Here is a 12,587-nt window from a genome sequence, read left to right as displayed (position 1 = left end):
GGGCGCCCTCCTCCTGGCTAGAGTCGGATCACGACCCGCCAAGGATTCCGTTGCCATGCCCTGGTACCTCGAAGCCCCGCTGAGCATCATCGCCGGCCTGCTCCTGGCCAACTTCATCGAATGGTTCTTCCACAAGTACGTGCTCCACGGTCTGGGCCGGGTGCGCGGGCGCTTCTGGAGCTTCCATTTCCACGAACACCACGGCAAAGCCCGCCGCCACGCCTTCCGCGACCCCTGCTACGAGCGCTTCCCGCTGGGCTGGCACGCCCAGGGCAAGGAAGCCTGGGCGCTGCTGCTGGCGAGCCTGGCCGCCAGCCCGCTGTGGCTGGTGGCGCCCTGGTTCACCGCGACCCTCTGGTACGGCGCGGCAAACTACTACCGCACCCACCGCCGCTCGCACGAGGACCCGGACTGGGCGCGCCACCACCTGCCCTGGCACTACGACCACCACATGGGCCCCAACCCCCACGCCAACTGGTGCGTGACCCGGCCCTGGTTCGACCACCTGCTGGGCACCCGCGAGCCGTACCTGGGCACCGAGCGCGAGCGCCAGGACCGGCAACGCCTGGCGGCCAGGGCGCCCGCCGCCGGCTGAAGCCGCTACAATCGGCGGCTCTTTCCACGAGGGTCGCCCGTGTCGCCACTTGAACTCTTCGCCGCCGCGCTCGGCGTGCTCGCCGTCTGGCTCACCACCCGGCAGAACCGCTGGTGCTGGCCCATCGGCCTGGGCATGGTGCTGATCTACGCCTGGATCTTCTTCGAGGTGAAGCTCTACTCCGACATGCTGCTGCAGGTGGTCTACGCCGTGCTGCAGCTCTACGGCTGGTGGCAGTGGACCCGGGGCGGCGAGCGCCACGAGGGCCGCGAGGTGACGCGCCTGGCACGCAGCGGGCTGCTGCTGGGCCTGGCGCTCGGCACCGCCGGCAGCCTGAGCCTGGGCTACCTGATGGCTACCCACACCGACGCCGCCGCGCCCTGGCTGGACGCCGCCCTCACCGCGTTCAGCCTGGTGGCCCAGGTGTGGATGGCGCAGAAGCGCCTGGAATGCTGGGCACTGTGGATAGTGGTGGACGTGATCTTCGTCGGCCTGTTCCTCAGCAAGGCGCTGTACCTGACCGCCGCGCTCTACGCGCTGTTCACGCTGCTGGCCGTGCACGGCTGGCGGCAATGGCGGCAACCGCAGGCGAGCCCGGCATGAAGGTGGTGGTGCTGGCGGGGCCCGAATCCAGTGGCAAGAGCTGGCTGGCCGGCGAGATCGCTACGCGCTTCGGCGGCCAGGTGGTGGGGGAGTACGTGCGCGAGTTCATCGACGAGCAGCAGCGCGACACCTGCTACGCCGACATCCCCCTGATCGCCCGGGGGCAATTGCAGCGCGAGGACGCGGCGCGGGCCGAGCGGCCGGCGCTGCTGGTGCTGGATACCCACCTGCTGAGCAACATCCTGTGGAGCCGCACGCTGTTCGGCGACTGCCCGGCCTGGTTGGAGACGGCCCTGGCCGAACGCCGCTACGACCTGCACCTGCTGCTGAGCCCGGAAGGCGTGCCCTGGGTGGGCGATGGGCAGCGCTGCCAGCCGGCGCTGGACGAGCGGTTGGCGTTCTTCCACGCCAGCGAGGCGTGGCTGAAGGCACAGGGGCAGCGTTACGTGGTGGTGACGGGGAATTGGGCCGAGCGCCGCGACGCGGCGCTGGCCACGGTGTCAGCCTGGCTGGCCGAATAGCAGGCCGCCCCAGGCCACCAGCAGGCTGGTGACGACGCCGATGGTCAGAGGCCGGCGCAGGGCCGGGTACCAGCCCGGTGCGAGGCCCAGGCGCACGGCACGCAGGTCGGCCAGGTAAAGGCCGATGAAAGCCGGGATGAACACGGCCACCGCCAGGCCGGTGGGCAGCCCGGCGGCGATGGCGACCCAGCCGAACAATGCGGGAATCACCGAAAGGCCCAGTTGCAGGCGCGCGCGAGTGTCGTCCTGGCCGGCGCGCATGGCCAGCCCCCAGTGAATGGCACCCATGAACGCGAGGATGACGGCGGCGTAGTCCAGCAACGCCGCCAGTACCAGGGGGCGCCAACCGATCGGGGTCAGCCAGATACCGAGTGCACCGGTGACGAAGGGCACCAGCCCGGCGTAGCCGAGCAGCCGGGCCAGTTGCGGCGGATGGGGAGCATCGAATGCATGCATGGGGCGGGTCCTTGTTGGGTTGCCTTCAGACTAGACAGGCCTGATACCAACCGCATTGTGCGCCGTCAACGGCGAGGCACGGGCAGGTCGATGCGCACCCGCAGGCCGCCGAGGGGGCTGCTGTCCAGGCTGAGACGGCCGCCCCAGGCGTCGACGATGTCCCGCACGATGCCCAGGCCCAGGCCATGGCCGGCAACCTGCTCGTCCAGCCGCGAGCCCCGGTCGAGCACCGTCTCGCGCTGCTCCTCGGCGATGCCGGGGCCGTCGTCGTCGACGCTCAGGCGATAACCGCCGGCCTGCAGGGAGATGGACAGCAACACCTGGGTTTCCGCCCACTTGCAGGCGTTGTCCAGCAGGTTGCCCAACAGCTCCAGCAGGTCCTCGCGATCCCAGGGCAGGCGCAGGCCGGGGGCGACATCCCAGTCCAGGTCGAGCCCGCTGTCATGGATCATCGACAGGGTGTTGAACAGCCCCGGCAACTCCGCATCGCAATCGAAATGCGCCCCTGGCAAGGCTTCGCCGGCCAGGCGCGCGCGGCCCAGCTCGCGGGACAAGCGCTGCTGGATCTGCTCCAGTTGCTCGGCCAGGGCGGCGCGCAGCTCCGGGTGCTCACGCAACTCGTCGCGGGACTCCAGGCTGACCAGCACCGCCAGGGGCGTCTTCAGTGCGTGGCCAAGGTTGCCCAGGGCATTGCGCGAACGGCGCAGGGTGTCTTCGGTATGGGCCAGCAGGTGGTTGATCTGGCCCACCAGCGGCTCCAGTTCCAGGGGCACGCGGGCATCCAGCTCGCTGCGCTGGCCCTGCTGCAGCTGGGCGATCTGTCGACGCACCCGTTCCAGCGGGCGCAGCGCACGGCGCACCGTGTAGCGCTGCAGGGCGAGCACCAGCAGGAGCGCGGCTACACCCAGGGCGACGCCGGTCCACTGCACGCGGCGGAAGCTGTCCAGTACCGGCGTGTAGTCCTGGGCCACGGCAATGCTCACCTGGCGGCCGAAGCGGCGGTAGTCGCCCCGGTAGGTGAGCAACTGCTGGTCGTTGGGCCCGGGCAGCAGCTCGGCGGTCAGGCCCGGGCGCTCGGGCATGGCGAACTCGGCGTCCCACAGGGAGCGGGAGCGCCAGGGGGTGTCATCGATGCGGATCAGGAAATAGCGCCCCGAATAGGGCTGCTGATGCGCCGGGTTGAGCTTCTGCTCGTCCAGCTGGATGCCCTTCGGGCCGCGCACCAGGGCGGCCAGCAGGCTTTCCGCCTCGCTGCGCAGGTTGCCCTCGAGGTGGCGGCGCAGGCCGTCATCGAACAGCCACAGGCTCACCTGGGCGAGCAAGAGCCCGACCACCAGCAACAGGGTCACCAGGCCGATGCTGAGCTGCCGCTGGATGGACCTCACTCGGTGGCACCGGTGAAGCGGTAGCCCTGGCCACGGCGGGTCTCGATCACGCTGCGCCCGAGCTTGCGCCGCAGGTGGTTGACGTGGACCTCGATGACGTTGGAGTCGCGCTCGGTCTCGCCGTCATAGAGGTGCTCGGCCAGGTGGCTCTTGGACAGTAGCTGGCCCGGGTGGAGCATGAAGTAGCGCAGGAGGCGGAACTCGGCAGCGGTCAGGTCCACTTCCTCACCGCCACGGGTGACGCATTGGCGGCCTTCGTCCAGCTGCAGGCCAGCCGCTTCGAGGTGCGGCTGGTTGGCCAGGCCCCGGGCGCGGCGCAGCAGCGACTGGATGCGCAGGGCCAGTTCCTCCGGGTGGAAGGGTTTGGTCAGGTAGTCGTCGGCACCGGCCTTGAGGCCCTCGATGCGCCCGGCCCAGGAATCCCTCGCGGTGAGGATCAGCACCGGCGTCGCCAGCCCGCCCGCGCGCCATTCGCGGAGCACGTCGAGGCCCGGGCGACCGGGCAGGCCGAGGTCCAGCACGATCAGGTCATAGGGTTCGCTGGCGCCCTGGTGGGCAGCATCGCGGCCGTCGGCCAGCCAGTCCACGGCGTAGCCCTGGCGGCCGAGCCCGGCCAGCAACTCGTCCGCCAGGGGCACATGATCCTCAACCAGCAGCAGGCGCATCAGTCATCCTCCTCGTCCTTCAGGATGCGCCCGTCGCGGGCGTCCAGTTCCAGCTCCCGCACCACGCCTTCGGTGGTCAGCAGTTCGACTTCGTAGACATAGACATCGTCTTCCTCTTCCAGCTCCGCCTCCAGCAGGCGAGCCCCGGGGTACAACCCCAGGGCCCGGTGCAGCAGTTGTTCGAGGGGCATGATCACCCCTTCCTCGCGGAGCTTCAGGGCTTCGTCCTGGTCCAGGTCACGGGCCACCGCCTCGAGGGCGAAGACCGCCAGGACCAGGGCGAGGATGCCGCTGTAGCGCATGATCAGTCGCATCAGTCGTCCTGGTGATCCTTGAGGATCTGGCCATTGGTGGCGTCCAGCTCCAGGTCCCACTGCACGCCCTGGGGATCACGCAGTTCGACCTGGTAGATGTAGCGGCCGTATTCCTCTTCCAGCTCGGTCTCGTTGACGGTGGAGCCGGGGTGCTTGGCGATGGCGGCGGCGTTGAGCTTCTCGAACGACTGGATGGTGCCGGCGTCACGCAGCTTCAGGGCTTCGTCCGGGCCGAGGTCACGGGCCTGGGCGATACCGGCGGTGGCAGCGAGGGTGGCGACGGCGAGCAGGGCAGTGAGTTTTTTCATGGTGCATCTCCTTGTGGGGATATCTGTCTTGGATGGGTACACCTTAGCGAAGGCCAATTAACTCAAGCTGAATTTCCGGCCGCTCCGGTCGGTGCCATCGATACCCCGAATCCCGCCAATCACTCCCCGGACTCGGCATGGATGCATCATTCACAGGATGAAGGCGCTTGGACTGGCGGCGCGGGCCACTATAATCGCTGCCTCGCTTTTTTCGGAGGCCCCCATGAGCGCCATCCACATCAAGTCGCCCGCCCTGACCCTGCGCGCAGGCAGCCGTGCCCTGGCACGCATCCGCGAGCGCGGCCTGCAGCCGGCCGACGTGAAGATCCTCCCCGGCGCTGCCGGCGGCCCCAAGGCGCTGGGCATCCAGGGACTGGACCTGGCGCTGTTCGGCGACTGGCTGCCCCGCGCGCCCCAGGAGCGCTCGCTGATCGGCGCCTCCATCGGCTCCTGGCGCTTCGCCAGCGCCTGCCTGCCGGACGCCGCCAAGGGCATCAGCCGCCTGGGCGAGCTGTACACCGCGCAACGCTTCCCCAAGGGCGTGACCATGGCCGAGGTCAGCCGCCTCTGCGCGCAGATGCTCGACCACCTGCTGGAAGGCCAGGACGCCCATGTACTGAGCAACCCGCACTACCGCCTCAACGTGGTGGTGGTGAAGAGCCACGGCCTGCTCGCCCATGACCGCCGTGGTGCGCTGGGGCTCGGCCTGGGCTCGGTGATCGGCTCCAACCTGCTGGGGCGCCCGCGCCTGGCCCGGCACTTCGAGCGGGTGATCCTGCATGACAGCCGCCTGGCCCCGCCCCTGGCCGCGCTGGAGGACTTCCCCTCGCGCTGCCTGGCCCTGGACGCCGGCAACCTCCGCCACGCCCTGCTGGCCTCCGGCTCCATCCCCATGGTGATGGAAGGCGTGCGCGACATCCCGGGCGCCGGCCCCGGCACCTACCGCGACGGCGGCCTGCTCGACTACCACCTCGACCTGCCCTACAGCGGCGACGGCGTGGTGCTCTACCCGCACTTCACCGACAAGGTGATCCCCGGCTGGTTCGACAAGGGCCTGCCCTGGCGCCGTGGCGATGCAGTGCGCCTGCAGGACGTGCTGCTGCTCGCCCCCTCGCGGGAGTACCTGGCCACCCTGCCCCACGGCAAGCTGCCGGACCGCAAGGACTTCACCCGCTACCTGGGTGACGACGCCGGCCGCGAGCGCTACTGGCGCAAGGCGATGAGCGAGAGCCAGCGCCTCGGTGACGAATTCCTCGAATTGGTGGATGGCGGCCGCCTGGCCGAACGCCTGCAGCCGCTCTGATCGGCCCGATTGCCGCGCGGCCTGCCTCGGGGTAGGCTGCCGCGCGACGATTCAGGGAGAGAACCGATGAAGCTCGCCGTCGCCATCATCCATGGCATTGGCAACCAGCAGGACCTGCGCGACGACGACGGCCAGCACGGCTTCGCCCAGGGCCTGATCCGCGGCCTGCGCAAGCGCCTGGGCAGCGACGCCGAACAGATCGCCTTCCAGAGCCTCTACTGGGCCAGCGTGCTGGACAAGCGCGAGCAGGCCTACCTGGACCGCCTGGAGCGCGAACCGGTTACCTGGCGCTGGCTGCGCGAGGCGGTGACGCTGTTCCTCGGCGACGCCAGCGGCTATCGCAAGGTCAGCCAGGCCTACGACACCACCTATGAAGAAGTGCACCAGTGCCTGCGCAACGGCCTCAACGCCCTGCGCGCCCGGGTGGGCCCGAGTACGCCGCTGGTGGTGCTCGCGCACTCCCTCGGCGGGCACATCTTCTCCAACTTCGTCTGGGACCAGCAGAAACTCAACGACACCCCGAGCTGCCCGCGCGACCCCTTCATCGCGCTGGAGACCCTCGCCGGGCTGGTCACCTTCGGCTGCAACATCCCGCTGTTCACCTTCGCCTACGACCCCGTCCAGCCCATCCGCTTCCCCGGCCACTGCCTGGAGGAGCGGGTGCGCGAACAGGCGCGCTGGCTGAACGTCTACGCCCCGGCGGACCCACTCGGCTACCCGCTGCGGCCCCTGCAGAACTACACCGCCGTCGTGCAGGAGGACCGTGCCATGCCGGTCGGCCCCTGGTACAAGCGGCACACCCCCCTGAGCCATATGGAGTATTGGGAAGATGCGCGTTTTCACCGTTACCTGGCAGGCCATCTGCGCCAGTTGCTTGTTGCTTGCGATGAACCCGAGCCAGGCGGCGCCGGACGCACGCAGCCAGCAGGAGATCGAGGGGCTGCTGAGGTTCGTGGCGTCGAGTGGCTGCCTGTTCATCCGCAACGGCAGTGAGTACCCGGCGACCGAAGCCCGCGATCACCTGCAGAAGAAGCTCGACTACCTGGAGAAGAAGGGCCTGGTCGACTCCAGCGAGGACTTCATCGCCCGCGCCGCCACCGAGAGCAGCATGAGCGGCAAGCCCTACAAGGTGCGCTGCAACGGCCAGGAACAGCTCTCCGCGGAATGGCTGAAGGCCGAGCTGGCGCGCCTGCGCACCGCCCGGCCCTGAACCTCAACCAGGCTGGCCGTCGACCCGCGCATGGCAGAACATCGGCGCGTAGTGCCCGAGGAACAGCGCAAAGGCGCCCAGCCAGCAGACGCCCGCCAGGGGCAGCGCCACGCTGGGCAGCAGCCCCGGCAGGAACACCCGCGCCAGCGCTCCGCAGTTGACCAGTGCGAAGGCGATGCCCATCGTCTTAGGCGGTGACAACGGCCGGCCGGTGTGGCCCAGGCTGACGCGGGCCAGCATCGCCAGGATCAACCCACCCATCGCCCCGACCGCCAGCGCGTGCAACGGCAGGCTCGGGTTGCCCGTGAGCCCCAGGTGCCAGAGCGCCTGGCCGAGGGGCGCCACCACCAGCCAGGCGAAGGCCAGGTACAAGGACCAGAGCAGCGGCACGCGCCAGATGCCCGCGTCGTACCAGCGCGCCAGGCGAACGGCGTTGCCCAGGGCCAGGCAGGCAAATGGCAACGCGATCCAGGCTCTGGCTTCCAGGGCAACGCCCGAGGCGGTCAGCACCGCCACCAGCAACGCGCAACCGAGGGTGGCGCGGTCCAGCCAGGGCACGGCCTTCACCTGCTGGGTGCGCCCCAGCCCGCGCTGGGTGAAGAAGGGAATCACCCGTCCGCCGATCAGGCCCATCAGTGCCGCGATCAACCACATCGCCGCGAGCACGCCCTGGCGTTGCATACCCTCCTCGCCCCCTGCCAGGCCGGCCAGCACCAGGGCATCGGCACTGCCGAGCAGGAGCAGCACGGCCACCACGGGATAATTGTTGCGCTGGCGCACCTGCCAGAGGCTGCGGCCGATGACGAAGGCCAGCAGCGGCAGGAAGGCGACCTGCAGGGGAATCAGCACGAGCAGCGGCGCCTGCAGCAACCAGGCCAGGCGCGCGGCGAGCCAGAGGGCTGCGAGCCCCATCAACGGGCGCCCGGAGAGCCCGGCCCTGCCCGTCCAGTTCTGCACGGCAGTGAGCAGGAAGCCGGCGATGATGGCGATGCCGAAGCCGAAAGGCATTTCGTGACGATGCCAGGCCAGCCAGCCACCAGCCGGTTGCCAGGTGCCGAGGTGGCCGGTCAGCGCCACGATCCAGAACGCCATGGCGATCAGCGCGAAGAGCCCGCCAGCCAGGAAGAAAGGACGGAAGCCAAGGCGCCAGAGCGGCGCGATGGCCAGTTCCCGTTGACGGTCACGCAACTGCATGGAGCGCCTCCTTGCGCAGCTGGTATTGGGCGGTGAGGCGCATGACATAGCCGAGCTTCAGCAGGGTCGGCCCGAAGATGACCATGCCGTGGAAGGCGATCAGCGGCAGCAGCCCGAAGAACTGGTCGAGCAGATAGCCGCAGAGGATGCCGACCAGCAGCATGACCAGGCCGATCCAGAGCACCTGGTTGGCGAAGCGCAGAAGAGCATCGGGGGAGTTGAAGAAGGTCATGGTGGTTTCCTCGTTCAAGGCCCGGCGCCTCGTGAGCGCCGGGCGGGGTCGATCAGCTGTCCAGGGCACTGGCAGGGCCGAAGAACTCGTAGTGGCATTGCCCGTCGGGTACGCCCAGGGTCTTCAGGTGCTTCTTCACCTGGGCCATGAAGGGCTTGGGCCCGAGGAAGTAGGCGTCCAGGTCACGCTCGGCGGGTAGCCAGCCCGACAGGCGATCGAGGGTGAGGAAGCCGGTGGCGTCGGCACGATCGCTCCGGGACGGCTCGCTGTAGCAGACGAAGTGGTGGAAGTTCTGGCGCTGGGCGGCGATGTTCTCCACCCAGTCACGGAAGGCGTGGACCGCGCCGTTACGCGCGCAGTGGATGAAGTGGATCGGCCGATCGCTGTGTTGCGCCACTTCGAGCATGGCCAGCGCAGGGGTGATACCGACGCCGGCGGTGATCAGCACCAGAGGCTTCCTGCCGGGGCGCAACACGAAGTCGCCGGCCGGCGCGAACAGTTCGATGCGGTCACCTTCGCCGACACGATCGTGGAGGAAGTTGGAAACCTTGCCGCCTGGCTCGCGTTTGACGCTGATGCGGTAGGAGCGGCCGTTGGCGGCTGCGGAGAGGGAGTAGTTGCGGCGTGCCTCCTCGCCATCGATGTCCAGGCGCAGGCCGATGAACTGGCCGGGGGCGAAGTCCAGCACCGCGCCGCCATCTTCAGGCACCAGGTGGAAGGAGGTGATCTCCTCGCTTTCCGCGACCTTGCGCTCGACGATGAAGCCACGTGCGCCGCGCCAGCCGCCGGGGGCCTCGGCACTGGCGGCGTAGACCTCCTCTTCCGAGCCGATCAGCAGGCCGGCCAGCAGCTCATAGGCCTGGGCCCAGGCGTCGATCACCTCGTCCGTCGCGATGTCCTCGCCCAGGACCTCGCGGATGGAGCGCAGCAGGCAGTCCCCCACGATCGGGTAGTGCTCGGGAAGGATCTGCAAGGCGACGTGCTTGGCGACGATGCGGCTGACCAGCGGGCCCAGGACCTCGAGCTGGTCGATGTGGCGGGCGTACATCAGCACGCCGTTGGCGAGGGCGCGGGCCTGGTCGCCGCTGGCCTGGTGAGCCTGGTTGAACAGCGGGCGGACCTGCGGGTATTCGGTGAGCATCATCTTGTAGAAATGGGTGGTCAGGGCTTCGCCCCCCGTCTCCAGCAGGGGGACAGTGGACTTGACGATGGCACGCACGTGGCTGGACAGCATGGTTGGACTCCGTTTTTCTAGGTGGTCTGGATCTCGTCCTGGGTATTTCATTTCCCGTGCCACATTTTTATTTCTTATGAATCAGTCACTTATTAATTTACGAGTTTTTCTGACTACAATCCTCCCCGAGTCAATCCGACATCAAGAAGTCAATATGACAACTCCCTCTTTGCTGCAGACGCTCATCCCGCTGGTCACCGACCTGTCCCGCGATCTACCGGAGCCGGAGCGCTATCGCCGCCTTCTCGGCGCGCTGCGGGATCTGCTGCCATGCGACGCGACCGCGCTGCTGCGACTGGAAGGCGAGCAACTGGTGCCCCTTGCGGTGGACGGCTTGAGCGCGGACACCTTGGGGCGGCGCTTCAAGGTCAGCGAGCACCCACGCCTACGGGCACTCCTGGAGAATCGTGGACCGACGCGCTTCCCTGCCGACTGCGATCTGCCCGACCCGTATGACGGCCTGGTGGAAGGGCATTTGGAACACCTGGAGGTGCACGACTGCCTGGGCTGCCCGCTGTTCCTCGATGATCGCCCCTGGGGCCTGCTGACGCTGGACGCGCTGAACCCGGCGCGCTTCTCCAGCGAGGACCTGCAGACCCTGGAGAACTTCGCCGTACTGGCGGCGGCGACGGTGAAGGCCGCCGAGCGCATGCATGGCCTGGAGCGCCTGGCGGCGGATGAACAGCAGCGTGCGGAGGTCTATCGCCAGGCCGCCGGGCAGGCGCGGCCGCAGGAAATGATCGGCCAGAGCGCCGCGCACAAGGCGCTGGTGGAGGAGATCGCCGTGGTCGGTGGCAGCGAGCTGACGGTGCTGATCAGCGGTGAGACGGGCGTCGGCAAGGAGCTGGTGGCCCAGGCGATCCATGCCAGGTCTCCCCGCAGCAACCAGCCGCTCATCAGCCTCAACTGCGCGGCCCTGCCGGACACCCTGGTGGAGAGCGAACTGTTCGGCCATGTGCGTGGCGCCTTCTCCGGCGCCGTGGGTGACAGGCGTGGCAAGTTCGAGCTGGCCGATGGCGGCAGCCTGTTCCTGGATGAAGTGGGCGAGCTGCCTCTGGCGATCCAGGCCAAGCTGCTGCGGGTATTGCAGAGCGGCCAGTTGCAACGGGTGGGATCGGATCGGGAGCATCGGGTCAATGTGCGTGTGATCGCCGCCACCAACCGGGACCTGGCCGAGGAGGTGCGCCATGGCCGATTCCGCGCCGACCTCTATCACCGTCTCAGCGTCTATCCCATGCGCGTGCCGCCATTGCGCGACCGTGGCCGCGATGTGCTGTTGCTTGCGGGCTATTTCCTCGAGAACAACCGTGCCCAGTTGGGGCTGCGCAGCCTGAGGCTGAGCCAGGATGCGCAAGCCGCCCTCCTCGGCTACGACTGGCCCGGGAACGTGCGTGAGCTGGAACACCTGATCGGACGGGCCGGGCTCAAGGCAAGGGTGGCGCAGCCGGATAGGCCAAGGATCCTGACCCTGACGGCGGCAGACCTGGCTTTGCCACGAGCAGGGGCCCACGTTCAGGCGGATGAGGAGATCGAGGAAGAGCAGCCGGTCTCGATCGGCGATCTGCGTACGGCAGTGGATCATTATCAACAGCGCCTGGTGAACGCGGCACTGGAACGCAATGAGGGCAACTGGGCGGCAGCGGCCCGGGAGCTGGGGCTGGATCGCGCCAACCTGCTACGCCTGGCCAAGCGTCTGGGCATCAAGTGACAGGGGCGGCTCGTCCGGTCAGCGGTAAAGGGCGGGGGGAACTGATAAACTCCCGCCCCTTCCAGGCCGGTACCGGGCCGTCATCTTCAGAGCGTCATTCGTGGAACTGTTCAAGGAATTCATCTTCGAGGCGGCTCACCGCCTCCCCCATGTCCCCGCCGGCCACAAGTGCGGGCGACTGCACGGCCACTCCTTCCGCGTCGCCATCTACATCGAAGGCGAAGTCGATCCCTATACCGGCTGGATACGCGATTTCTCGGAGATCAAGGCGATCTTCAAGCCGCTCTATGAGCAGCTCGATCACAACTACCTGAACGACATCCCTGGGCTGGAGAACCCCACCAGCGAAGTGCTGGCCAAGTGGATCTGGCAACAGCTCAAGCCGCTGCTTCCGGAGCTCTCCCGGGTGCGCATCCATGAGACCTGCACCAGTGGCTGCGAATACCGGGGCGACTGATTCTTCTGCTGCATAAATGCAAAAGGCCACCCTAGGGTGGCCTTTTTGTTGCGCGCAGTTCCTGTCGATCACACTGGCTGTATAGCCTGGACGTAGCCCGGACTTCAGTTCGGGGGCTGCTCCAAGGTTAACCATGTGGGTCCATTGAAATAGCAGCCCTACGGTCTGCCTGGCGACTGAAGTCGCCCCTACAGTCGCCCCGGCGAGCTGTGCCGCTGCACCTGGCTAGATCAAGGGTTGTTCCAAGCCAGCGCCGCAGACACCTCACATCGCCCGGCGGATTTTTCTTGGGCGCAAAGTCAAACCCCCGACCTTCTTGCGAAGATCGGGGGTTTGGTATAGGTGCTTGACGATGACCTACTCTCACATGGAGAAACTCCACACTACCATCGGCGATGCATC

General features: G+C 67.9%; 16 protein-coding genes. 8 read left to right on the top strand and 8 right to left on the bottom strand.

Annotated elements, in window-relative coordinates; genetic code table 11:
• Positions 1 to 55 precede the first annotated feature (55 nt).
• The 3 genes from WFQ67_RS23820 to WFQ67_RS23810 are packed head-to-tail and all read left to right on the top strand — an operon-like array spanning position 56 to position 1,719.
• Positions 56 to 595, top strand: a complete 540-nt coding sequence (locus WFQ67_RS23820; protein ID WP_337058393.1) for a hypothetical protein — start codon at positions 56 to 58, stop codon at positions 593 to 595.
• 39 nt (positions 596 to 634) lie between these two features.
• On the top strand, positions 635 to 1,198 hold the full coding sequence (gene pnuC / locus WFQ67_RS23815; RefSeq protein ID WP_337058392.1) for a nicotinamide riboside transporter PnuC: 564 nt from the start codon (positions 635 to 637) through the stop codon (positions 1,196 to 1,198).
• Positions 1,195 to 1,719: an AAA family ATPase gene (locus tag WFQ67_RS23810; protein ID WP_337058469.1), complete on the top strand. Its 525-nt coding sequence runs from the start codon at positions 1,195 to 1,197 to the stop codon at positions 1,717 to 1,719. The genes pnuC and WFQ67_RS23810 overlap by 4 nt, the downstream gene beginning before the upstream one ends.
• Here WFQ67_RS23810 and WFQ67_RS23805 read toward each other — a convergent pair.
• From WFQ67_RS23805 to WFQ67_RS23785, 5 genes are all read right to left on the bottom strand, one after another.
• Positions 1,699 to 2,175 carry a DUF3429 domain-containing protein gene (locus WFQ67_RS23805; RefSeq protein ID WP_213629191.1) on the bottom strand — a complete coding sequence of 159 codons (477 nt, stop codon included), beginning with the start codon at positions 2,173 to 2,175 and terminating at the stop codon, positions 1,699 to 1,701. The two genes, WFQ67_RS23810 and WFQ67_RS23805, sit on opposite strands and share 21 nt — an antisense overlap.
• Before the next feature lie 65 nt (positions 2,176 to 2,240).
• Positions 2,241 to 3,560 carry a sensor histidine kinase gene (locus WFQ67_RS23800; RefSeq protein ID WP_213629190.1) on the bottom strand — a complete coding sequence of 440 codons (1,320 nt, stop codon included), beginning with the start codon at positions 3,558 to 3,560 and terminating at the stop codon, positions 2,241 to 2,243.
• Entirely contained in the window at positions 3,557 to 4,225 is a 669-nt protein-coding gene (locus WFQ67_RS23795) for a response regulator transcription factor (protein WP_337058391.1), read from the bottom strand. The genes WFQ67_RS23800 and WFQ67_RS23795 overlap by 4 nt, the downstream gene beginning before the upstream one ends.
• Positions 4,225 to 4,539, bottom strand: coding sequence for a PepSY domain-containing protein (locus WFQ67_RS23790; RefSeq protein ID WP_173180166.1), 315 nt, complete (start codon positions 4,537 to 4,539; stop codon positions 4,225 to 4,227). Before WFQ67_RS23790 ends, WFQ67_RS23795 begins: the two co-directional genes overlap by 1 nt.
• Entirely contained in the window at positions 4,539 to 4,847 is a 309-nt protein-coding gene (locus tag WFQ67_RS23785; RefSeq protein ID WP_213629189.1) for a PepSY domain-containing protein, read from the bottom strand. Before WFQ67_RS23785 ends, WFQ67_RS23790 begins: the two co-directional genes overlap by 1 nt.
• 223 nt (positions 4,848 to 5,070) lie before the next feature.
• Here WFQ67_RS23785 and WFQ67_RS23780 point away from each other — a divergent pair, with 223 nt between their 5' ends.
• The 3 genes from WFQ67_RS23780 (at position 5,071) to WFQ67_RS23770 (ending at position 7,360) form a co-directional block, all read left to right on the top strand.
• Positions 5,071 to 6,150: a patatin-like phospholipase family protein gene (locus tag WFQ67_RS23780; protein WP_173180168.1), complete on the top strand. Its 1,080-nt coding sequence runs from the start codon at positions 5,071 to 5,073 to the stop codon at positions 6,148 to 6,150.
• A gap of 66 nt (positions 6,151 to 6,216) precedes the next feature.
• On the top strand, positions 6,217 to 7,143 hold the full coding sequence (locus tag WFQ67_RS23775; RefSeq protein ID WP_337058390.1) for a hypothetical protein: 927 nt from the start codon (positions 6,217 to 6,219) through the stop codon (positions 7,141 to 7,143).
• On the top strand, positions 7,103 to 7,360 hold the full coding sequence (locus WFQ67_RS23770) for a DUF5329 domain-containing protein (RefSeq protein ID WP_244863012.1): 258 nt from the start codon (positions 7,103 to 7,105) through the stop codon (positions 7,358 to 7,360). The genes WFQ67_RS23775 and WFQ67_RS23770 overlap by 41 nt, the downstream gene beginning before the upstream one ends.
• 3 nt (positions 7,361 to 7,363) lie before the next feature.
• Here WFQ67_RS23770 and WFQ67_RS23765 read toward each other — a convergent pair whose 3' ends face one another.
• From WFQ67_RS23765 to hmpA, 3 genes are read right to left on the bottom strand one after another with little or no spacing between them, the layout of a single operon-like run.
• Complete coding sequence (locus tag WFQ67_RS23765) at positions 7,364 to 8,554, bottom strand: NnrS family protein (protein WP_337058389.1); 1,191 nt, start codon at positions 8,552 to 8,554, stop codon at positions 7,364 to 7,366.
• Positions 8,541 to 8,786, bottom strand: coding sequence for a transmembrane sensor/regulator PpyR (locus tag WFQ67_RS23760; RefSeq protein WP_173180174.1), 246 nt, complete (start codon positions 8,784 to 8,786; stop codon positions 8,541 to 8,543). Before WFQ67_RS23760 ends, WFQ67_RS23765 begins: the two co-directional genes overlap by 14 nt.
• A gap of 52 nt (positions 8,787 to 8,838) precedes the next feature.
• Positions 8,839 to 10,020 (bottom strand): NO-inducible flavohemoprotein, encoded by a 1,182-nt coding sequence (gene hmpA, locus WFQ67_RS23755; protein ID WP_337058388.1) that lies wholly within the window; start codon positions 10,018 to 10,020, stop codon positions 8,839 to 8,841.
• A gap of 154 nt (positions 10,021 to 10,174) precedes the next feature.
• Between hmpA and norR the strand changes: the two genes are divergently transcribed.
• Together norR and queD are read left to right on the top strand one after the other, a co-directional pair.
• Positions 10,175 to 11,728, top strand: a complete 1,554-nt coding sequence (gene norR, locus WFQ67_RS23750) for a nitric oxide reductase transcriptional regulator NorR (protein ID WP_337058387.1) — start codon at positions 10,175 to 10,177, stop codon at positions 11,726 to 11,728.
• Between the two features lie 100 nt (positions 11,729 to 11,828).
• Positions 11,829 to 12,185: a 6-carboxytetrahydropterin synthase QueD gene (queD, locus tag WFQ67_RS23745; protein ID WP_043247051.1), complete on the top strand. Its 357-nt coding sequence runs from the start codon at positions 11,829 to 11,831 to the stop codon at positions 12,183 to 12,185.
• Positions 12,186 to 12,587: the final 402 nt, after the last annotated feature.

It is taken from the genome of Pseudomonas sp. USHLN015 (assembly GCF_037153275.1).
In the GTDB taxonomy this organism is placed as follows: Bacteria; Pseudomonadota; Gammaproteobacteria; order Pseudomonadales; family Pseudomonadaceae; genus Metapseudomonas; species Metapseudomonas tohonis.
The sequence above is the reverse complement of the archived record's forward strand: the minus strand, read 5'-3'. Positions and strand labels throughout refer to the sequence as shown.